This window comes from Niallia oryzisoli, assembly GCF_036670025.1.
Classification (GTDB): domain Bacteria; phylum Bacillota; class Bacilli; order Bacillales; family Cytobacillaceae; genus Bacillus_BD; species Bacillus_BD oryzisoli.
The window spans coordinates 5,367,687-5,388,869 of the sequence record NZ_CP137640.1; the positions used below are offsets into that span (position 1 = coordinate 5,367,687).

Genomic DNA, 21,183 nt, shown 5'->3' on the forward strand with positions numbered 1-21,183 from the left:
ATGGAGCTTCAATCGGAATCAAAACAAACGGGACTGCAGGTACTTTTAAAGCAGGCTGAACAGCTTTCTTCCTCAAGTATTCGAGATCAAATTGTCGAGCAGCTTTATCAAAAAAGCACTGACCTAGTGAAAGAAGGCGTCATTTTTACAAAAACAGCATACGATCAAAAAACGGAAAAATTAGATGCGGTCTTCACATCCCTTATCTGGGGATTTCCAATCATGCTGCTCATGCTGGGTGTTGTATTTTACCTTACTATTGCTGGGGCAAATGTCCCTTCATCCATGCTTGCAGAGTTCTTCAGCTGGATCGAGGGATATTTAACTCTCATGTTTACTGCCTTACATGCGCCTGATTGGCTTCATGGAGTTCTTGTTTTAGGACTGTTTCGAGGAACTGGCTGGGTAATTAGTGTGATGCTCCCTCCAATGGCGATCTTTTTTCCTACCTTCGCGCTTCTGGAAAATTACGGATATTTACCTCGAGTAGCTTTTAATATGGATCGCCTGTTTAAAACGGTTGGTGCACATGGGAAGCAATCATTAACGATGGCAATGGGATTTGGCTGTAATGCAGCGGCAGTGATGTCCTCACGAATTATCGAGTCTCCCCGCGAACGAATGCTGGCGATTCTCACCAATAACTTTGTCCCATGTAATGGGCGTTGGGGAACACTCATTGTCCTTGCTTCTCTGTTTATGGCCTCGGGTTTTACCGGGGGAATGAAGTCTTTTGTAACCACATCAGTCGTCGTGGGAATTGTTTTGATCGGTATCATCACCACGTTTGTCGTTTCCTGGGCTCTTTCAAAAACAGCCCTTAGAGGGGTCCCAACACATTATACGCTCGAGCTGCCTCCGTACCGGAAACCAAAATTTTTCGATACAGTGATCCGATCTTCCTTAAATAAATCCTTATCAGTCCTAAATCGTGCTGTTAAAGTCGCAGCTCCGGCAGGGATTCTGACTTGGGTTTTAGCCAATATTCAAGTAGGAGACATCAGTATCCTGTTGCATATTGTGAATTTCTTAGACCCACTGGGGCAGGCAATCGGTCTAGACGGCTTTATCCTGATGGCTTTTCTCATCGGTCTTCCGGCAAATGAAATCGTCCTCCCAATCCTGCTAATGGGTTATTTGTCAACCGGTGCTTTAATTGATGTGGACGGAATTAGTGATCTCAAGCAAATCTTCCTTGATCACGGCTGGACTTGGTTAACCGCCCTTAACATGATGCTGTTTTCATTGCTGCATTTCCCATGCGGAACAACATTAGTAAATATTTATAAAGAAACAAAAAGCCTCAAATGGACATTTTGGTCCTTCATGATTCCAACAAGCATCGCCTTTATAGTAACGTTTGTCATTGCCCAGCTAGTCCGGCTCATGGGATGGGTTTAAACAGACTTTGCTAAAATAGTTAAATAGGTTTTGCTTCTTTTTGTAAAAGAACCGTCTCTTCGATAAGGGACGGTTTTTCGCTTCAAAGCAGAGGGATTCTGTTCTTATATTGATTGACGATTTCTTTGTTGTGTTGTTCGGATCCTTCAATGTTGCCGCTTTTGAAGATGGGGGGCTGGATGTTTTCTTGGAGCATCGTATCTACCGCTTCAATGATGATCGCATTTGCGATGGACATGCTTATGATCGTAGAGCCTGAGCCAAAGGATAAATCCCCATGTCTCATTAATGTATCTCCAACTGAAATATGATTATCGATAGAAAGATCGGCTGCTTCACGTAAAAATAACCCTTCCTGATGACGGGAAGGTTGAGTTTTGGCATATTGATGGGACGTGATGGCAATCACAAAAGCACCTTTTTGCTTAGCAATTGCAGCAACATCAATCGGAACGGGATTTTTTCCAGAGGTCGAAATGACCATTACCACATCGTTTGGAGAAATGGTCACTTCCTGCATAAATTGCTCAGCATAACCATTCATTTTTTCCAGCTCGGACGAGCGGACAGCTCCCTTATGAAGCATAACCTCTTCCATTAGGATAGGACTTATCGATGCAAGACCGCCAGCACGATAAAATAACTCTTCCCCGATCATATGCGAATGACCGCAGCCAAACACGTGGATGATACCATCCTGTTGAATGCAATTGGCTACCTGCTTTGCTGCCGTTTTTATGTTATCTGTCTCCGTTTTTTCAACAAGATCCATTAAATCCTTTAGCTTACCAAAATATTGACTGAACATGATGAGCAACTCCTACCTTCATCCATTTTTTCGTCGCATTTGAATCGTAAACTTATAACGGTCTGCACGATAGATTGATTTTACCAATTCAACAGGTGTTCCATCCTGAAGGAAAGTGTTTCGTTGAATCAGCATGACAGGAGCACCAGACTTTATTTTTAAGAAATCTGCTTCCTTTTCCTCCGCAATGGAAGATTCGATCGTTTGTGTAGCATTCTCAATAATTAGGCCTAATTGTTCTTCCATATAAGCATAGATGGATTGATTGATAATTTGTTCCGTAAGACCCTTTATAAGGTTAGCGGAAATATAATTCGTCTCTAAAGCCATCGGCACGTCATCGGCTAAGCGAATTCTTTTGATTTCATAGACAGGGTCATATTCTTTAATCTGTAATTGATTTGCAACCTGCAAACCTGCCGGGATGATTTCGAAATGCAGCAAGTGACTGCTCGGCTTCAACCCCCTAGCAGTCATGTCCTCTGTAAAGCTTGTTAAACCAAGTAGGTGCTGTTCGATTTTCTGTTCAGAAACAAAGGTGCCTTTTCCTTGTATCCGATAAAGTTGTCCGTTATTCTCAAGTAAAGTCAAGGCTTGTCTCACCGTCATTCTGCTGATTTGGAATTTTTCAGAAAATTCTCTTTCAGAAGGGAGTGCATCTCCCGGCTTTAGATTCCCATTTTCAATTTCTTCTTGAATGAGTTCTACTAATTGATAATAAATAGGAATAGGGGAATTTTTTTTTATCATGTTTATATTCACCTTTGTTTTTTCTAAACGACTGCTATTCGACCGGACTGACAGCAGGAAAACTGTAACGCTTTAAATGAAATTAAACAGCTATTTTTCCAATTGCAGCCATGTCTGCGATAATTGTAACACAAGGATGTGTTCTTAAAATAGACGCAGGGAAGTTTTCGTTTACCTCTCCTTGTAAAAGCTGAGCTAACGCGTCTCTTTTGCTTTCTCCGGAAATAAGCAATAGTATTTCTTTGCTTCTCATAATACTTGCAATTCCCATTGTAATCGCATGGGTTGGTACCTCATTCAGGCTGTTGAAAAACCTTGCATTCGCTTCACGTGTGGAAGCCGCTAATTCGACAATATGGGTTTCAGATAAAAAAGAAGTACCTGGTTCATTAAACCCAATATGTCCGTTGCTGCCAATACCAAGGATTTGAATATCTATACCTCCATGTACTGTCAGAAGCTTTTCATAATCCACACAGTATTGCTGAGGATTCTTTGCATTCCCTAGAGGAACACACGTATTCGATTTTTGAATATCAATATGATTAAATAAATGCTGATCCATGAAATAACGATAGCTATTTGGATCTTCACCAGATAGACCGATATATTCATCTAAATTAAACGTTGTGACATTGCGGTAAGATGTGTTATTTTTTTTATGATCCTTCACTAAGTGTTCATATAATCCAACAGGAGTTCCGCCTGTTGCTAATCCAAGATTTATGTTTGGACTGCGTCGGATTTTTTCGATCATAAATTCAGCAGCTTTGATGCTCATTTCTGTATAATCATTTACTCTAATGATTTTCATTTTGTTTCTCCTCCTCTTATAAAAGCACGTTCTCCGCGGCAAAAAGTCATCGCAACTTCAAGATTTTCGTCCAAGATGACAATGTCTGCATCTTTTCCTGGTGCAATACTTCCTTTGCAATCGATGATATTTAATTGTTTTGCTGGGTTGGTTGAAGCCATTTCAATCGTATCTTCGAGAGAGCAGCCTGAGAATTCCAGCATATTTTTCAGGGCATGCCCTAGTTTTAGAATGCTGCCCGCAAGTGTTCCATCCTGCAGTAGAGCTTTTCCATCCTTTACCGTTACTGGCTGCCCGCCAAGATCGTAAATCCCATTTTTCAAGCATTTTGCTCTCATCGCATCAGTGATGAGAATTAATCCTGTTTTTCCTTTTTGTTGAAAAGCCAGCTTCACCATTTCAGGTCGAACATGTACACCATCAACAATCATTTCCGCTTTTAGTTCATCATGTAAAAAGGCAGCACCCACCACGCCTGGTTCACGATGATGCAGTCCTCGCATTTGATTAAAAAGATGTGTTACATGATTAGCACCTGCCTTGATTGCTTGGGTCACTTCTTCGTAAGTAGCATCAGAATGTCCGATTGAGGCAATAATGCCGTTTTCTTTTAAAAATTTCACCATTTCTAATCCGCCCGGTAATTCAGGAGCTAGAGTGACGAGCTTGATTGATTGTTGTGCTAATGTATTCCACTTTTTAAAATCATCTATACTGGAATTGACAATAAAATCGGCCGGCTGTGCACCTGCTCTTACCTTGTTTACAAATGGTCCTTCAAGATGAATTCCAAGGATTTCAGCCTTACCTGGCTGCTGATGCTCATGTATATAATTCCCCGCATTGATTAATGCTTTTTCAATGGCTGTATTGCTCTGTGTGATTGTTGTAGCCAAAAAACTAGTTGTGCCTTCTTTTGGCAGTGCCGTAGTCATTGTTTCTAATGCATCAAAGGTTGCGTCCATGACATCTGCACCATTCACCCCATGAATATGGACATCTATCAACCCTGGAATTGCTTTATAGCCAGCGGGGACATCAATCACCCAATATTCCGCAGCTGAACTTATCTTTTCTATTGGACCGTACTCCACGATTTTTTGGTCCTTTAAAATAATATATCCAGATTCAATCTGTTGATCTTCAGCATATATTTGCATTCCTTTTAACAAAATAGGTTTAACCTTGTGTTCCATTGCAAACCCATCCTTTCTAATTTCGACCCAATCTTAGCACGATTAAAATATAGTTGTCTAGACCAATTATTTCTAAACAAATCAAACAAACACCTATTTTCATTTAAAACTCACTGTTATTAAAGGCCGTAAGTAATTTTCTCTTTATTATTTTATGTAAGGTGGTATAGACAACTATAACAATTGAGTGATATGCTGTTTTTAAATTTGGCTCTGTTAAACTTGGTCAGCCATTTATATATTCAAAAGGAGAGATAACCTTATGTTTGGTCTTTTTAAACGTAAAAATAAAGAGGCAGCCAGTACATCAAAACAACATGAAGAAAAGTCTGAAATTGGTCATGATTTTATTATGCCAATTGAAGGTAAGATAATCGCGATTACTGAGGTGGAAGATCCTGTATTTTCAGAAAAAATGATGGGTGACGGATTTGCTATTATTCCTGAGGCTGGCTTAGTGGTTTCACCTGTCGACGGTGAAATCCTCAACGTTTTTCCTACAAAGCATGCGATGGGAATTCGTTCAAAAGAAGGCTATGAATTTCTTATTCATATTGGATTAGAAACAGTTAACCTAAAGGGTGAAGGTTTTACAGCACTGGTTAACGATGGAGATCCCATTGAAAAAGGACAGGAGCTATTGAAGTTTGATTTAGAATACATCAAGAAAAATGCTACTTCATCAGTTGTTCCCGTCGTATTTACAGATTCCACTAGGATACATGTGAAAAAACTTGGAAAAGTAAAACAAGGGGAAAATGATATATTGTCCTTTGAATAAGCTGAAGTGCAGCTAGTATAGTCCCCCTTTTACTAAAGACTATTTGAATGGGATGAAATCTCTTTTAAATAGTCTTTTTGTTATGACCAAATGAATGTATGAGGAAGGGGTATCTACATACCCTTTATAAAATTGATGAAAAGATTTTCATTAAAAGAAGCAAAATGTTGAAAACCTATGAAAACGAATTCAACTCCATTGAATATCATTCGTTAGGCCTATATGATAACCATGTAAGCGATATTAAAACTTTTTTACGACATGAAGGAGGTTACATCAATGAAAAAGGCTTTTGAAAAAGCTCAGCAGTTTGGTAAATCGTTTATGCTTCCCATTGCCGTTTTACCTGCTGCTGGTCTATTACTGGGAATAGGTGGAGCGCTGTCTAACCCTAATACGGTTTCAGCTTATCCATTTTTAGATATCGCATGGCTGCAAGCTATTTTTACGATCATGAGTGCAGCTGGTAATATCGTGTTTGCAAACCTGCCAATTATTTTTGCGGTGGGTGTAGCGGTTGGTTTAGCCCGTTCTGATAAAGGTACGGCTGGATTAGCAGCTATGATTGGTTATTTTGTTATGAACGCTACCATAAACGCCTTGCTTTCCCTTACAGGGAAACTTGCTGCAGATAATTTAGCAGGGGCAGGCCAGGGAGTAGCTGTTGGAATTCAGACACTAGAAACAGGTGTGTTTGGCGGGATAATCATAGGCATTGTAGCAGCCGCTTTACACAATAAATATAACAAAATACAGCTTCCACAAGTTTTAGGATTCTTTGGCGGATCACGATTTATTCCAATCGTTGTTTCTTTCACAGCCATTCTTGTCGGTGCAATACTATTTGTAATTTGGCCGTATTTCCAACTTTTAATTAATCAACTTGGAGCATTAGTAACCACTACAGGCGAAATTGGAACCTTGCTATATGGTTTTATTTTACGTATGCTTGGACCTTTAGGACTTCATCATATTTTCTATCTTCCTTTCTGGCAAACGGCTTTAGGCGGTACAATGGAAATTGGCGGAAAGTTAATCAGCGGAACGCAAAACATTTTCTTTGCTCAATTAGCTGATCCAACAACAGAGCAGTATTATGAAGGTGTATCAAGATTCATGTCAGGTCGTTTTATTACGATGATGTTTGGATTACCAGGTGCAGCATTAGCAATTTATCACTGTGCTAAACCTAAAAATAGAAAAGTGGTAGCGGGTATCTTACTTTCAGCCGCATTAACTTCTTTCTTAACAGGTATTACAGAACCACTTGAATTTAGTTTCTTATTTGTTGCACCAATATTATATGTTGTACATGCTGCATTTGATGGATTAGCGTTTATGATGGCGGATATTTTCAATATTACAGTTGGTCAAACGTTCTCTGGCGGATTTATCGACTTTATCCTATTTGGACTTCTACAAGGTGTCGATAAAACAAATTGGCCGTATGTATTATTAGTTGGTATACCATGGTTCTTCCTATATTATTTTACATTCAAGTTGTTAATCAAGAAAAGAAACTTGAAAGTGATTGGTCGTGAAGATGAGGAGCAACAAATAACTGGTGCAGAACAAGTTACAGCTACAGACCGTGCGAAAACAATCGTAGTAGGATTAGGCGGAGCTGAAAACATTGATATCGTCGACTGTTGCGCTACTCGTTTACGTGTAACCATTAAAGATGAAAACTTAGTAAATGATGATATCATTAAAACAACAGGTTCAAAAGGAATTGTGAAAAAAGGAACCGGTATCCAAATCATTTACGGACCACAAGTGACGATTGTTAAAAATGAAGTAGAAGAGCTACTAGATAAACAATAAACGTAATTTATATATATATAAGGACGTGTGAATATGCAGCAAGTATTAGAACAGATTGAAAGAGGACTCATTGTTTCGTGTCAAGCCTTGGAAGGTGAACCCTTACACAGCTCATTTATTATGGGCCGTATGGCATTAGCGGCAAAAGAAGGGGGAGCAGTTGGGATTCGTGCCAACTCTGTTGCTGATATCTTGGAAATCAAAAAACAAGTGGACCTTCCTGTAATCGGGATTATTAAGCAAGTGTACGGAGAGAATCCTGTTTTTATTACACCGACAATGAAAGAAATCGATGCCTTAGCAGCAACAGGTGCTGAAATTATTGCAACAGATGCGACAGCAAGATTACGTCCTGATGGCAGTAATTTAGAGACTTTTTATAAAAATGTAAAGGCAAAATATCCTGATCTTGTTTTAATGGCAGATGTATCCTCTGTAGAAGAAGCGATTTTTGCCGATGAATTAGGATTTGATATCGTAGCTCCAACTTTATATGGCTATACAGAAAAAACTAAAGGTCTCAAAATAGATGATCATAACTATTTCGTTATCAAACAGATTATTAAAGAAGTGAAGAAGGCGAAGGTGATTGCAGAGGGAAATGTTTCGACGCCGGAAATTGCCCGGTCTGTCTTAGATATCGGTGTTCATGCCGTTGTTGTAGGCGGAGCGATTACAAGACCACAGATTATCACTAAAAGATTTGCAGATGCTTTGAAAATGGATAATCTATTCTAAAATAACTCAGGCTGCTGCCTGGGTTATTTTTGTTAAATTGGGATTACTAGTAGTATAGGAGTCCTTCCTACTTAGTAGAATACATTGTAAAGAAGAAAATATGGAAGTCGAAAAAGAGGTGAAAGATATGGAGTATCTTGGTGAAAATTTACTTAACGGGATTGTCTGCAGCATGGAAAAATTTACAAGCTCTGAGGCAGAATTAGCACTTTACATCATACATAATCCTGATGAAATCAGTCAGCTGTCCATTAGTCAAATTGCAAGAAAGATTCATATTTCACCAGCAACCATCACTCGTTTCTGTCAAAAAATCTCTTTTTCGGGCTTCAATGAATTTAAGCATGAATTAAAACGGTATATCGACTTAAGAAACAAGCCGATTTTCAATAGCGATATCAAAGACATTGATTATTTTGCTAAGCTGTATCAAAACCATATTGATATCATTGAAAATACGTTTCGTAAAATAACTTATTTTGATATCCAGCGAGCTGTGACCCTTTTAAATGCTGCGAAGAAGGTTCATGTCTATGGAATTGGCAATTCAGGGATTGCTTCCCAAGAGTTTAAATGGAAGTTTTTTCGAATTGGCGTCAACGTAGAGTCCATTACAGACCCGCATCAAGCGGCGATGGATGCAGCCTTAAGTACTGAAAGTAGTTTAGTTATTGGAATTTCTGTCTCAGGAAATACAAAGGAAGTCATCAATGCCGTGAAGATTGCCAAACAGCAAGGGGCAACGATTCTTGCCATCACAAGTCAAAAAGAATCTGAGCTGGCTCGTTTATCTGATTTAACACTCGCTGTAACCAGTAAAAGTAATATGCATATGGGTCAGAATATCTCTCCATCCTTACCATTATTTTTACTCTTTGATTTAATCTATACAGACTTCGTTGCCAAAGACTATATAAACAGAAACCAGACTCGTGATAAAACATTAAAAGCCTTAAAGGATATTGAGTGAACAATCAAACCTGTTCTTACAGTTTTTTGGGTTCTCGTTTTATAAAATTCGATGAAGCTGAAAAAAATTCTCCCTGTTCTATTTTTCTCTCTCAAAAATAAAATTGAGTGAATCTTGTTTTTTGAGGGGGAATTTAATTTAATGAAAATATGGCGGCTTGGACATGCGATGTATGTGTTGACGAGTAACGCAGGGAAACAGTATTTGATTGACCCTTTTTTTGACATGAATCCTGGTTTTCCGCAGCATTTGGATAAGGCGGATTTCTATCAGTCGATCGACTGTGTTTTTTTAACACATGGACATATCGATCATACAGGCGGCCTTGCTAAATTAGTCAGCCATAAACCCGATGTCATGATTGTGGCGCAGTATGAATTGGCACTTATTTTATTAAATCAAGGAATCAAAAATGTCCTGCCGATTAACACAGGAGGGTCTGTTTCCTTTGATGATGTGACGGTCACAATGGTACAGGCAAAGCATACTTCCTCCTATGCAGAAACAAAGGGCGCGAATCCTGTATATGCCGGTGAAGCGGCCGGATATATTTTTGCTTTTCAAGATGATTATACCCTTTATCACTCTGGCGACACGGCAATCATGACAGATATGAAGCTGATTCAGGATGTATATCAGCCGGAAATTGCAATTCTTTCCTCTTCAGGACATTTTACGATGGGACCGAAAGAAGCAGCTTATGCGGTAAAAAATTTACTTAACGTTCGCTATGTCATCCCAAGTCATACTTTTCCAAGCAACGAAACCGCACCCTCTCCGGAGTCGTTAAAACAATTACTACAAGCCTTCCCTGTCGTAAAATTCATGACCGACAGAGACAACGAACTAAAAGGACTACTAAAAGACTACAAAAAAACAGCCGTCATCACCCTCAACTATGGCGAAGAAAAAGAATTCAACAAAACCCCCTGGTCAGAAACCTTAGGAGACATGGAATTTTCTTAGAAGCAAGGGGACGGTTCTTTTGCTTCCTTTATTCCTGGTATAGAATCCTTGAATTCTTGAGGGTTAATCACGAGGCCCACCAACTATTCATTTAACGAAATAATATTCAATCCAAGTAAGAGAGAGGGAAATAAACCTGTAACTTACTTCCATCTTTAAGATTCACTTGTTAATCTTGTAAACGAATGGTATATTAATAAAGCGATGAGCTAATTTGCATAAGTCAATGGTCAAGCTTAAATGCTAAACGCACGAATGTGGTCGTCCGGTCCATTGCCGCAAACGCAGAAAAGACGTCTGTCTATGACAGGCGTCTTTTGCATTTTTACATAAAAAAGAGGAGAGTCATACTTAACGACAACTCTCCTTTTTTATAAAATTCTAGAAGGGACAACACTAATTAAATTTTCACTGGTCAACCCTGTTTTCACAGGTCAACCCGCATTCAAAATTCGGACGGAAGCAGGAGAACCGTCCCCCTGCATTACTGATTGGAAGCAAGAGAACTGTCCCTCTGCTTCGCATTAACTTTGTCGAAGCTGCCGTGTTTTTCTTGGACGAGGGTGATGGCGATGGCGGCGATGATGCTTGGGACGGCAAAGGCGATAAAGGCTTTTTGCGGGTCGATGCCGGTTGCCAGGATTAGACCAAAGAGAGTTGGGGCAAGAATTGAGCCAATTCTTCCGATTCCCACTGCGTAGCCAATGCCAGTTGCCCGTATTTCACTTGGGTAATATTCCGAGATATATGGGTTGGCGATATTTTGCGCACCTACGCTGCAGGCTCCCCCTAAGGCAATAAGGAAATATAAAGCTGTAATATTGGTATTCAAACTTAGCATCACAAAACAGACAGCACCAATGATATACAAGCCGGCAAGAACCTTTTTATGTCCGATTTTATCAGCTAAATATCCGCCTAGCAGCGCACCGCCGACTTGTCCTACACATAATACAAGATTAAACGTTAAGCTGGACGTAAGACCATAGCCCTGCTGCTGCATGATTTTCGGCAGCCAAGTGTTCAAGCCATATACGATCAAGAGACAGCTGAAAACCGCCAGCCAGAAGGCAAAGGTACTTCCTGCGCGTTTATTTTCAAATAGCTTTTTGACCGGAAAACCTTTCGCATTCTTTCCGACAGCTGCCATTTGATAATTCTCATGCTCTTTGTAGTCACCCAACGGGTCAACCCTATTTAAAATGCTGACTAATTTTTTCGTTTGTTTTCGGATCATATAATAAGATAATGATTCAGGAAACTGTTTCATAAAAAACGGTAACGTAAAGAGCGGAATCACTCCAATCCAATAGAGCACTCTCCAGCCAAAAGTCGGAATTACATACATCCCAATCAAAGATGCCAGAATTCCTCCGACTGAATAGCCGCAATACATAGTTGCAACAATAACGGCCCGGTTACTTTTAGGCGAATACTCTGTCATTAAAGAAATAACATTCGGCATTAAACCGCCCATTCCCAGCGCTGCAATGAAGCGCATGATGGTGAAAAAAACAGGGTTTGGTGCAACACCTGCCAGCAGTGTAAAGATACTGAACAACAGCATACAAATAGCTAACACTTTTTTTCGACCGGCTTTATCGGCAAGCGGAGCAAAAACAAGGGCTCCTACCATCATGCCGACTAACGAATAACTTCCGATGGCACCCGCCTGTACGGCTGTTAATGTCCACTCCTCCATCATCCAGGACAAGCCGACCCCATACATAGCAATATCATAGCCATCAAACGCAATAGCAAAGAAACACCATAGATACACCATTAGATGAAAACGGTTAAATTTACTGGAAGCCACCACTTCCGAAACATTAATGGACCGCACACTTACCAACCCCTTATGTAATATAAATCTATCGCTGCTTGACTTTTCTTTACTGCCTGTCAACATCCCCACATTAACAAGGACCACAAAAGCTAGAGTAATAGACCTTCCTTTTTTTTAAAAAAACTTCCCCGTTAACCGATTGCCAACTTGCAGACACCGGCACACCCCAAGCCAGTTCTGCTCTTGCAATCAACATCCCCTTTGTCCACAATTCTTACAAAAACATGCTCATATTCATTGTCGTAATCACAGCTTGATCCGGATAAATCGTCCGTGATGCGATTTTCCATTGCCCATTTTCTCTACGGACAATATCATGGCGCTCGCCAAACATTTGCTCCACTTCACGCTGCGACCCCCTGCTGCGCTTGAACAAGAAGTAACTTCTCACTTTGTACTCATCATGATTCGGCGTACCTTCGATCACGATATTGGATATAAAATGCCGCTGACGGGTCGCCGGATTTTCAACCCACGCCGATTTTGTATAAAGCCGGAGCACCCTTGTCTTCAGTGATGTCTTCGTCTCTTCAAAAAAGGCCATATCTTCTACAATGTTCTCGGCCTCAATACCGCCGTCAACCGTCTCACGCAACGGCATTCTGTAAACTAAATCATCCGTCAAAAGATCCAGCCAGTCTTTAAACTTCCGGTTATCCAAAAGGTACGCCTCATGATAAAGCAGGTTGCTGATCTCCTGTTGTACTTCAAAGGTGATTGGTTGTGCCACTGTACTCATTACACTTCCTCCTTCACGTAAAGATCCTTCGAAATGAGCTCAAGCCAGTTTTCATGCAATCTTCTTGATAGAGCATCCGTGTAACAAGTCGGGTAAGCCGTCCCCGGCCCTGGGAAAGACTCGTCCGGCTCCACATTTGTTAATCCCATTAAATAATTGGACACACTGTTGTAGCTCAGTTCCTTGTCCCTCGCCATTAAGCCCTTGCTTGATTCCACGATCCTTGCCCATGTTTCAGTATCATCCTGCTCCAATGTTCCCGAAGGTCCAAAAGAACCAAGGTAGCCGCGATAAGCAGCTTCTTTATATTCCTCAGGTGCCGCCTTATCGATCATGAACCAGCACCAAACCTCAACATGGTCCGGTCCAATTGGTCTCCAAAGTCTGAAGTTCAGATAGTTGTGCAGGTGTCCCTCTGTTCCGTGAATCGGGCTGACAAATGATAAATTCGGATAAGCACCGCCAACGAAAACCGTTACTCTTGATTGAATATCAAGCTGTTCAGGAGTGAGATTTTTTTCAAACATCGGCCACATCTCTTCTGGCATCCCTTGGAATGGAACCCGCGCCTTCCCTGTTGCAGATGTAATGACATTAATACCGTGGCCATTTTTCATGACAACTTGATGGCCGTACCCTGCATAAAGCGGATCTTCCGGGCTGATTCCCATTTCAACAGTAGAACGGTGGGTAGTTTGAACATGGTACGGATCAGCAGCGAAGTTTTCAGCAGTTGATTTCCAATTGGCTTTCGCTACCCAGCGCTGAGGGACTCCCCTGACTTCCATCCCGCCGTCTCCTCTGCCTAGCATAAGATCAAAATACCATTTCATTTCTCCTAAATAGTCGTCCAACGGCTCGGCATTCGGGTCGAGGTTTCCAAAGATCATGCCTTGATAGCTGGCGACTTGAGGAATCTCGCGTAGACGCCATTCCGTCTTGCACATCTCCTCGCCATACACTTTATTTCCCGCCACAATCCCAATCAGATCGCCTTCGAGATTATAGCTCCAGCCATGATACGGGCATGTAAACGTTTTCTTATTTCCGCGGTCTGCAGTACAAAGCTGAACCCCGCGGTGCGAACAGGAGTTAAGAAACGCTTTAATCTTTCCCTCCTTGTTTTTTACAAGAAGGATCGGGTCATTCACAATCCAGCGGGTCACATAGCTTCCCGGCTCCTTCAGCTCTGTTTCATGTGCAAGGAACTGCCACGTTTTCCCGAAAATCTTCTCCACCTCTAATTGATAGATATCCGGATCCGTGATGACCCATTGCGGCAATAAACCCTGCTCCATTTTCTCCTTTAACTGTTGAATCGTCTTTTGATCAATGTTTGATCTAATCCCCATTTTTTAGAACCTCCTTTAATTTTTGTAAAAGTTATGCATCTTCTGAGTGTTCCTATGTGTTCACTAACTTTAAATGGTGTCCTAAGTATCATTCATTTGTGCTAACGTTTTCATTTTATGATTTTATAAAATAGCATCCTACTTGAAAGGATTCCCTCCTTTTGAAATGTAGAAATAAATAAACTTTAGTTATCCTTTTTAATTCATCTAGTGAATTGTTAATTCATATAATGAATTCATACTCATAATATATACAAAGTTTTCTAATTTGTCAAAACATTTTAATAAAAAAAATCACCTCTGTAGAAAGAGATGATTTTCAATCTATATGACCCATTCTTCTCGATATTTTCCCTGCCACAGCTTGCAGCTGCTGTGAAAGTTTTTCCCTCGCCTGCCCTTGAATTTTAAAACTCGGTCCTGAAACAGCAATCGCTGCAACTGGCTCATTTCCAGTTCCAAATATCGGTGCTGAAATAGCCGTATATCCCATGAAAGTTTCATCTTCATCAACAAAAATACCTTTTTGACGGATCTCCCGAAGCCTTTGCATAAATGATTCAGGTTCAACCAATGTATTAGGTGTATGTTCTTCAAGCGGATGTTCATCGAGAAGCTTCTGGACAAATTTCTCAGGCTTGTACGCCAATAACACGATGCCAAGGCCACCATGATGCAGAATCCGCCTTCTTCCAATAAAGTTACGAGGCTGGAAACCCTCGTCGCTATCGTAACGCAGCAGATATTGCAAATTGGTTCCTTGAGGAACAGCAAGAATCGTCGAATGCCCTGTATGCTCCTGAAGCTCCTGCAAATAAGGATCCGCTTCCCTCCGGACATCCAAGTGTTCTAAGACAATTCCGCCATATTCCAACGGCTTGTAGCCAAGCCGGTACATATTTTCCTTCTGATCAAAATAAATAAGACCATTTTTCTCCATCGTCCATAGCAAACGATAAACGGTTGCCTTAGCCAACTTCGTTTTCTCAATAATTTCTTCAATTGTTAAGTTCGGTCGTTCAAAGCTAAAACAGTTCAAAATCTGAATCGCCCGTTCCACGGCCCGAATCGGCTCTATGTTTAACTCTCTCATCACTGCTTCCCCCCTTACGAACCCTCGCTCTATTATCTATGTATTTACAGTATCTTACCTTATTTTCCTATTAAAAACCACTCATTTCATAGATGCCGGGGGTCTTGAGGTGTTCTCTTTGGGTTCAGAGGGACGGTTCTCTTGCTTCCTTTTCAAATAGAAGCACGGGGACGGTTCTAAGGCTATTCAGCTTTTATAACCGCCCCCTGCTTTTTCCTATTTTTAAAAAAGGCAATCACAAGAAGGAAGGATGGGATGATCACTTGGAATGGGAGATGAAGAATGAATGTAATATGTGTAATCCCTTCATGCAGGTGTTCGGTATAATTACTTGCAATGGTAATAGATAAAAACAAAATCACAAGTCCCATTGGATAAACCAGCTTTTCAGGTTGACTAATGTTAAATATACCGGATGCTCCTGCTACTGCTGCATAGATAAAAAGACATATCTTAAAAAAGCCCCCGATTATCATCGCTATCATAAAATATACATCTAATCGTTCCAAAAACTCAGCTATCTGGATGGTCTGAATCGTAGATAAAAGAGGAAATGGCGAACGCGATGTAAGATCCACACCAAGAACACAAATATTCATTGCCATGACAAGTGTCAGGTTGATACCGCTTAGTCCGATTGCCAGCAAACCTGTCTTCTTCACTTTTTCAGGCTTATTCAAATAGGGCATTATCATGGCAAACACGATGACCTCACCGAACGGAAAGAACAAGGTTTCTGTGAAAGCACTGGTCAATATAGGCATGATTCCTTCTTCCAAAACCGGCCGTAGATTATTGACATCAATCGTACCGGATGCCACTAGTAATATAAAACCTGAAATAGCTAGGATATATATAAGTACAAAAAATAATTCACCAGCTCTTGCTAACACCTCAATCCCTTTACGGACGGAATAAATAATCACAACCATGAATAATGCATTGGCAATAAATAAAGGTGTTTCAAGATACGCAACAGTCACGAGCATTTCCCCAAAATCCCGCAGTACTCGTGCTGCAACATATGAAAAATAAAGAATATATAAAAAGGCAAAAAACCGGCCAAATATTTTTCCAGTTAACTTTTGTACATATTCTGTTAAGGGGATATTAGGATAGTACTGGTAAAGACGATGATAAATCAAAAACAACAGAAATCCCCCGACCATGGCAATCAATATAGCCATCCAGGCATCCTGTTTTGCTCCAATTGCAGTCGGAACTAACTGAGCACTCCCTAGTTCAAACAATAATAGGAGAACAAATAGCTGCCAATTACTAATTTTCGCCTTTTCCACGGATGGACACTTCCTTTAGCTTAATTATGACTCCAATACTATACATAACATCGCTTTCAATTCCAGGACAGAGGAAAGTAATTGCATTCCATTCGTTTTCACTCTGCCTTTCACATGCTTTTAGAGGGCAATCCAGAATTACCCTTGATGCTCCTTATCACCTTTTGCCATTGCACCGTTTTTGTATCTTTTTTTTAAAAAAATAACGATAAGAAGTAATAAAGGAATGATTACTTGGAAGGGAAGATGAAGAACAACTGTAACCAATTCTACACCTTCTCGTTTATGCTCTACAGAGTTGCTTGCAATAGAAAGGGACATAATCAAAATAACAAATCCCAAAGGAAACACCAGCCGTGCCGATTCTTTTATTCGAAACAAGTTTGCCGCTCCTACGGCCGCTGCATACAAATAGAGACTAATTTTAAAAAAGCCGCCGATAATCATCGCAAACATAAAATAAACATCCAGACGTTCTAAAAATTTAGCAATCTGGATGCTCTGAATGGTAGATAGAAGAGGGTATGGTGAACGAACCGTCAGGTCAACGCCAATGACACTGATATTTATAACCATCACTATTGCCAAATTAATTCCGCTTAATCCCAATGCCAGCATACTAGTTATTTTTACTTGTTTGGGATGATTCAAATAGGGAAGGATCATCGCAAAGACAATGACTTCCCCAAATGGATAGTACAAGGTTTGTGTAAAGGCACTCTTTAAAACCGGCATAAAACCCTCTTCCAATATAGGTCTTAATTGATTCAATTCGATCAGACCAGAAACGACAATCAAAATAAATCCCGAAATAGCTAGCAGATACAAAAAGATAAAAAATAATTCACCGGCTCTCGCTAATACCTCTATTCCTTTGCGGACTGCATACATGACGACACAGATGAATAGTAGGTTAGTAATAATGATAGGTGTATCCCTATAAGCAATAGTACTAAGCATTTCACCAAATGTTCGCAGAAGCCTTGAAGCAATATAAGTAAAATAAAGCACGTAAAGAAAAGCGAGAAAACGTCCTGCTGCTTTTCCGAATATCACAGGAAGGTATTCAGTCAAGGGAATATCAGGATATTGTTGAAAAAGGTAAAGGTAAATGGAAAACAAGAATAAACCGCCTCCCATGGCGATAAGAATGGCCAGCCATGCATCTTGTTTGGCTTCAATCGCAGTAGGCACCAGTAAAGCACTCCCAAGTTCCAATAAAACAATGAGAATAAAGAGCTGATTTCTACTAATTTTTGCGTTTTCCACCGAATGATTACCTCCTTTCAAAGCCTCACTTTTCCATATTTGAGAGATAAGATTTATTTCTAATACCAGTTCGCCTCACAAAGGCATCAACCTTCACGGTCACTTCCGTTTTCGGAAAGTGAATCTCATTCCAGTCCTGTTTCATCCTTTTCCAGGCTTTTGGATTGGCCAAATGGACCTTTTCACCAAACCCAAGGATATCGGATTGATCTTTTTGAGCACGTTCTACTGCCATTTTTATCTCTTTTTCAATTTCTTTTTCCACTACTTTTTCTATTTTTAATAAAGCCATTGGGTCCGTTATATCAATAGGTACCATTAATTCACCAATATCACCTTCCGCGCGTGTATGAATCGTGACGGCTGGTACCCCATCCTTTTTCAATCTGGCAGATACTTTTGTGTTTTGCCTGATTAGTTCATAGGCAATCGCCTCTTTTTCTCCCTCCCAATTAATATTGATATCGGAGGATTGAACCTTATTTAAAATAAAGGAGGCTCCCCTTGCCGGTTCTCCTTGAAGCCAACTAATCAATTTACCCTTTTTAAAGACTGCCATGCCATTTACTACAAGCTGCCCATCGGGGGTCGTCTGCTGTAAATTATTCATCTTTTTACCGTCCTTAGAATTCCCCTTGATATAAAATCCACTAATCATTGGCTCCCGGCCTGCAGATACAAGGTCCCTTATGACATCTTGAATCATGACATTAAAAAATTCCCCCCATCTCTTTTCAGAAGAATCAAGGGTTTTTATCACCTTATTTGCCGGGACTTTCTCAATTGCCGTTAACTTATTGACAACTTCTGCAGCTGTTGTATTCCGGGCAATGATCACTGTTGTAGTCGTTCGAAATTCTGGGTCACGGTCCATAGCATCAAAAATCTTTAAGATCCCTTCTTCTTTTGCTAGTTTCTCACTAATCACGACCAGGTTCGTATGGGCATAGTACAATCTGCGGGGAATCTGCTTTGTTGCCTCCCTGCTTGTTTCAACCACATTATTCCCCGTAATGGTAAAAACCGTGACTGGAGATGCTTGATTGCTTCCTTGTTTACCCGCAGCAACGTTTCCCGGATTAACAATTTGAAAAGTGGTGACATATTTTCCTTTTTCATTCTTATCAATACCCATCGCTGAAACTAATGCGAGATCGGTTAGCTCCTTTTGGCTCCAGCACCCTGAAAGAACGGATACGCTAACAAACATAATGAAAAGAAGTCCCCATCTACATCCCATCGTTGTCATCCTTTTGTGTTTGATCATTATCCATTAAACGGCTCTCAGGAGGCTTCGGTTTCTGATCTTTCCCTTCACGAACCATATTTCCTTTACTGATCATTTTTGGTCTATGTGTGAAAGCCCACCATGGTGCTCGAATCACCGTATCATCATTATTACCAGGAATAAAAGGTGCAAGCGGAGACATATAAGGTACTCCAAAGGAGCGAAGCCCGCATAAATGTACCACCAGCATGATCATCCCAAGAATCACTCCATAAAAACCAAATACTGCAGCAATCAGCATAAATAAAAAGCGAATCAACCGGGCTGATATCGCAATCGAAAAGGATGGAGTGGCAAAATTTGCAATGGCTGTAATCGCTACAACAATAACCATTGCAGGTGAAACAATTCCAGCCTCTACAGCAGCCTGTCCAATAACTAGTGCCCCAACAATCGATATCGCTGATCCAACAGCTCTTGGCATTCGGATCCCTGCTTCACGCAAAATTTCAAATGCTATTTCCATGATGACAGCTTCGACAAATGCTGGAAATGGCACTGCTTCCCGCTGTGCGGCAACCGCAAAAAGCAAATTAGTCGGTATCATTTCCTGATGAAAGGTTGTCGCAGCAATATAAATAGAAGGACCAACAAGAGAAATAAAGAAAATTAAGATGCGTAAAAATCTTAGTGCAGTGGCAATATCAAAACGAGCATAATAATCTTCAACAGACTGAAAAAACTGGATAAAAACAGCTGGTGCAATCAGCACAAATGGTGTCCCATTGACAAAAATGGCGACCCTTCCCTCCAGAAGATTTCCCGTCACTGAATCCGGTCTTTCTGTATGATAAAGTGTTGGAAATGAGGTAAAGGTCTGATCTTCAATCATCTGTTCGATATACCCAGATTCTAGGACACTGTCGATGTTAATTCTGCTTAATCGATTACGTACTTCTTCCACAATTTCCTCATTTGCAATCCCTTTTATATACATGATGGCAACATCTGTTTTTGTTACCTTGCCAATTTTCATCGACTCCATCCATAAATCAGGATTTTGAATTCTTCGGCGCACTAGAGAGGTATTGGTCCTTAGCGATTCGGTAAAACCATCTCTTGGACCGCGTACGGTAACCTGGCTGCTTGGTTCCTCTACAGAACGCTGCTCACCGCCTTTTGTATCGGCAATTAATCCACGATCGATCCCATCCAACAGAATAACCGATTCGCCTGACATTAATGAGGAAAACAGATCATCCCATAGGCTGATTTCCTTTACCGTTCCAAGTGCAACAACATCCTCTGCAAGAACATTCAGGGTTTCCTTCGCTCCCATCTTTTCTCGTAGGGTACTGTTTTCCATAATGGATTCAAGGATAAAGTCATGGATAGATTGACCATTTACAATTCCCTCTACATAAACAATCGCCATTCGAATCCCTGGGTCTCTACCCACCTTTAATATTCGAATGATGATGTCAGGACTGTTACCTGTCTTTTGTTTGATTACATCCAGATTATGAGATAAAGATTCCGTTAAGAATTTTGGCAAACGGTTACTAACCTGGCTCTTACTGCTAGAATCAGGTTGGTTCTCTCTGCTCAAACCTTCATTATTTTTTTGTCTTTTTTGTTTTTGACGCTTAAAAAATGGCGGCATCTGTCAAAAACACCTACTTTACTTAAATATTCCCCGCTTACCAATCAAGGAATATTATGCCTATTCCGCCAACGTCTATTCATTTATAGGAAATAACAAACTGGGAAATATATTAGAATGGAGAGTGATAAAAAATGAAAATCCTCGGCATTTGTATTTTAATCATGATTCCTTTAATCGCTTTTTCTTTAACGATAGATATTCTGCAAGGATTTGACTTAGCCACATCGATACGAAATGCACTCAGCCCCTTTAACGTTATGGAGGCCCCTGAACAGGCTGTCCTCTTCTTCTTTCTCTTCCTACTAGCAATTCAATTCATTCAATCCTTCATCAAAAAAAGGAAGCGCGGGGACGGTTCTCTTGATTCCTCCACAGAGGAACAGGAGGACGGTTCTCCTGCTTCCGAAGGGCAGTAAAAGAGGGAGAAAACCAAAAAGCCCATCT

Annotated in this window: 19 protein-coding genes; 7 read left to right on the plus strand and 12 right to left on the minus strand. The window is 40.4% G+C overall.

Going from position 1 to position 21,183, the window contains the following annotated elements; genetic code table 11:
- Positions 1–1,401, plus strand: a complete 1,401-nt coding sequence (locus tag R4Z09_RS26790; protein ID WP_338449716.1) for a nucleoside recognition domain-containing protein — start codon at positions 1–3, stop codon at positions 1,399–1,401.
- An 82-nt stretch (positions 1,402–1,483) separates the two neighbouring features.
- Here R4Z09_RS26790 and R4Z09_RS26795 read toward each other — a convergent pair whose 3' ends face one another.
- The 4 genes from R4Z09_RS26795 to nagA all read right to left on the minus strand — a co-directional run bounded on the left by R4Z09_RS26795 (position 1,484) and on the right by nagA (position 4,969).
- Positions 1,484–2,209, minus strand: coding sequence for an SIS domain-containing protein (locus R4Z09_RS26795; RefSeq protein ID WP_338449717.1), 726 nt, complete (start codon positions 2,207–2,209; stop codon positions 1,484–1,486).
- Positions 2,210–2,227: 18 nt separating this feature from the next.
- Positions 2,228–2,959, minus strand: a complete 732-nt coding sequence (locus R4Z09_RS26800) for a GntR family transcriptional regulator (RefSeq protein ID WP_338449718.1) — start codon at positions 2,957–2,959, stop codon at positions 2,228–2,230.
- Positions 2,960–3,041: 82 nt separating this feature from the next.
- Positions 3,042–3,773: a glucosamine-6-phosphate deaminase gene (gene nagB, locus R4Z09_RS26805; protein ID WP_338449719.1), complete on the minus strand. Its 732-nt coding sequence runs from the start codon at positions 3,771–3,773 to the stop codon at positions 3,042–3,044.
- A complete protein-coding gene (gene nagA / locus R4Z09_RS26810) occupies positions 3,770–4,969 on the minus strand; it encodes an N-acetylglucosamine-6-phosphate deacetylase (RefSeq protein ID WP_338449720.1) in 1,200 nt (399 codons plus the stop codon). The genes nagB and nagA overlap by 4 nt, the downstream gene beginning before the upstream one ends.
- Before the next feature lie 262 nt (positions 4,970–5,231).
- On the opposite strand from nagA, the gene R4Z09_RS26815 reads away from it, so the two are divergent.
- From R4Z09_RS26815 to R4Z09_RS26835, 5 genes are all read left to right on the plus strand, one after another.
- Positions 5,232–5,750, plus strand: a complete 519-nt coding sequence (locus R4Z09_RS26815) for a PTS sugar transporter subunit IIA (protein WP_422392221.1) — start codon at positions 5,232–5,234, stop codon at positions 5,748–5,750.
- 279 nt (positions 5,751–6,029) lie between these two features.
- Positions 6,030–7,574 carry a maltose/glucose-specific PTS transporter subunit IIC gene (locus tag R4Z09_RS26820; protein WP_338449721.1) on the plus strand — a complete coding sequence of 515 codons (1,545 nt, stop codon included), beginning with the start codon at positions 6,030–6,032 and terminating at the stop codon, positions 7,572–7,574.
- Between the two features lie 33 nt (positions 7,575–7,607).
- Positions 7,608–8,312, plus strand: coding sequence for an N-acetylmannosamine-6-phosphate 2-epimerase (locus tag R4Z09_RS26825; RefSeq protein WP_338449722.1), 705 nt, complete (start codon positions 7,608–7,610; stop codon positions 8,310–8,312).
- 100 nt (positions 8,313–8,412) lie between these two features.
- Entirely contained in the window at positions 8,413–9,282 is an 870-nt protein-coding gene (locus R4Z09_RS26830) for a MurR/RpiR family transcriptional regulator (protein WP_338449723.1), read from the plus strand.
- A 141-nt stretch (positions 9,283–9,423) separates the two neighbouring features.
- On the plus strand, positions 9,424–10,248 hold the full coding sequence (locus R4Z09_RS26835; protein ID WP_338449724.1) for a metal-dependent hydrolase: 825 nt from the start codon (positions 9,424–9,426) through the stop codon (positions 10,246–10,248).
- A gap of 484 nt (positions 10,249–10,732) precedes the next feature.
- Here the strand turns inward: R4Z09_RS26835 and R4Z09_RS26840 are convergent, their stop codons facing one another.
- The 8 genes from R4Z09_RS26840 to R4Z09_RS26875 all read right to left on the minus strand — a co-directional run bounded on the left by R4Z09_RS26840 (position 10,733) and on the right by R4Z09_RS26875 (position 20,736).
- Positions 10,733–12,031, minus strand: coding sequence for an MFS transporter (locus R4Z09_RS26840; RefSeq protein WP_422392321.1), 1,299 nt, complete (start codon positions 12,029–12,031; stop codon positions 10,733–10,735).
- Between the two features lie 277 nt (positions 12,032–12,308).
- On the minus strand, positions 12,309–12,833 hold the full coding sequence (locus R4Z09_RS26845; RefSeq protein WP_338449725.1) for a 3-phenylpropionate/cinnamic acid dioxygenase subunit beta: 525 nt from the start codon (positions 12,831–12,833) through the stop codon (positions 12,309–12,311).
- Positions 12,833–14,185 carry an aromatic ring-hydroxylating dioxygenase subunit alpha gene (locus tag R4Z09_RS26850; protein ID WP_338449726.1) on the minus strand — a complete coding sequence of 451 codons (1,353 nt, stop codon included), beginning with the start codon at positions 14,183–14,185 and terminating at the stop codon, positions 12,833–12,835. Before R4Z09_RS26850 ends, R4Z09_RS26845 begins: the two co-directional genes overlap by 1 nt.
- A gap of 319 nt (positions 14,186–14,504) precedes the next feature.
- Complete coding sequence (locus tag R4Z09_RS26855) at positions 14,505–15,278, minus strand: IclR family transcriptional regulator (RefSeq protein ID WP_338449727.1); 774 nt, start codon at positions 15,276–15,278, stop codon at positions 14,505–14,507.
- A gap of 182 nt (positions 15,279–15,460) precedes the next feature.
- A complete protein-coding gene (locus R4Z09_RS26860; protein WP_338449728.1) occupies positions 15,461–16,576 on the minus strand; it encodes a GerAB/ArcD/ProY family transporter in 1,116 nt (371 codons plus the stop codon).
- Between the two features lie 138 nt (positions 16,577–16,714).
- Entirely contained in the window at positions 16,715–17,845 is a 1,131-nt protein-coding gene (locus R4Z09_RS26865; RefSeq protein ID WP_338449729.1) for a GerAB/ArcD/ProY family transporter, read from the minus strand.
- A 25-nt stretch (positions 17,846–17,870) separates the two neighbouring features.
- Entirely contained in the window at positions 17,871–19,085 is a 1,215-nt protein-coding gene (locus R4Z09_RS26870; protein WP_338449730.1) for a Ger(x)C family spore germination protein, read from the minus strand.
- Positions 19,075–20,736, minus strand: a complete 1,662-nt coding sequence (locus R4Z09_RS26875; RefSeq protein ID WP_338449731.1) for a spore germination protein — start codon at positions 20,734–20,736, stop codon at positions 19,075–19,077. The genes R4Z09_RS26870 and R4Z09_RS26875 overlap by 11 nt, the downstream gene beginning before the upstream one ends.
- Positions 20,737–20,870: 134 nt before the next feature.
- Here R4Z09_RS26875 and R4Z09_RS26880 point away from each other — a divergent pair, with 134 nt between their 5' ends.
- Positions 20,871–21,155 (plus strand): hypothetical protein, encoded by a 285-nt coding sequence (locus tag R4Z09_RS26880; protein ID WP_338449732.1) that lies wholly within the window; start codon positions 20,871–20,873, stop codon positions 21,153–21,155.
- Positions 21,156–21,183: the final 28 nt, after the last annotated feature.

Coding starts and splice junctions, on each gene's coding strand:
- nagB (WP_338449719.1), bottom strand. CDS start 3,773: ATGAAAATCATTAGAGTAAATGATTATACAGAAATGAGCATCAAAGCT.
- R4Z09_RS26825 (WP_338449722.1), top strand. CDS start 7,608: ATGCAGCAAGTATTAGAACAGATTGAAAGAGGACTCATTGTTTCGTGT.
- R4Z09_RS26845 (WP_338449725.1), bottom strand. CDS start 12,833: ATGAGTACAGTGGCACAACCAATCACCTTTGAAGTACAACAGGAGATC.
- R4Z09_RS26870 (WP_338449730.1), bottom strand. CDS start 19,085: ATGGGATGTAGATGGGGACTTCTTTTCATTATGTTTGTTAGCGTATCC.
- R4Z09_RS26850 (WP_338449726.1), bottom strand. CDS start 14,185: ATGGGGATTAGATCAAACATTGATCAAAAGACGATTCAACAGTTAAAG.
- R4Z09_RS26795 (WP_338449717.1), bottom strand. CDS start 2,209: ATGTTCAGTCAATATTTTGGTAAGCTAAAGGATTTAATGGATCTTGTT.
- R4Z09_RS26815 (WP_422392221.1), top strand. CDS start 5,232: ATGTTTGGTCTTTTTAAACGTAAAAATAAAGAGGCAGCCAGTACATCA.
- R4Z09_RS26875 (WP_338449731.1), bottom strand. CDS start 20,736: ATGCCGCCATTTTTTAAGCGTCAAAAACAAAAAAGACAAAAAAATAAT.
- R4Z09_RS26820 (WP_338449721.1), top strand. CDS start 6,030: ATGAAAAAGGCTTTTGAAAAAGCTCAGCAGTTTGGTAAATCGTTTATG.
- R4Z09_RS26800 (WP_338449718.1), bottom strand. CDS start 2,959: ATGATAAAAAAAAATTCCCCTATTCCTATTTATTATCAATTAGTAGAA.
- R4Z09_RS26830 (WP_338449723.1), top strand. CDS start 8,413: ATGGAAGTCGAAAAAGAGGTGAAAGATATGGAGTATCTTGGTGAAAAT.
- nagA (WP_338449720.1), bottom strand. CDS start 4,969: ATGGAACACAAGGTTAAACCTATTTTGTTAAAAGGAATGCAAATATAT.
- R4Z09_RS26790 (WP_338449716.1), top strand. CDS start 1: ATGGAGCTTCAATCGGAATCAAAACAAACGGGACTGCAGGTACTTTTA.
- R4Z09_RS26855 (WP_338449727.1), bottom strand. CDS start 15,278: ATGAGAGAGTTAAACATAGAGCCGATTCGGGCCGTGGAACGGGCGATT.
- R4Z09_RS26835 (WP_338449724.1), top strand. CDS start 9,424: ATGAAAATATGGCGGCTTGGACATGCGATGTATGTGTTGACGAGTAAC.
- R4Z09_RS26880 (WP_338449732.1), top strand. CDS start 20,871: ATGAAAATCCTCGGCATTTGTATTTTAATCATGATTCCTTTAATCGCT.
- R4Z09_RS26840 (WP_422392321.1), bottom strand. CDS start 12,031: ATGGTGTATCTATGGTGTTTCTTTGCTATTGCGTTTGATGGCTATGAT.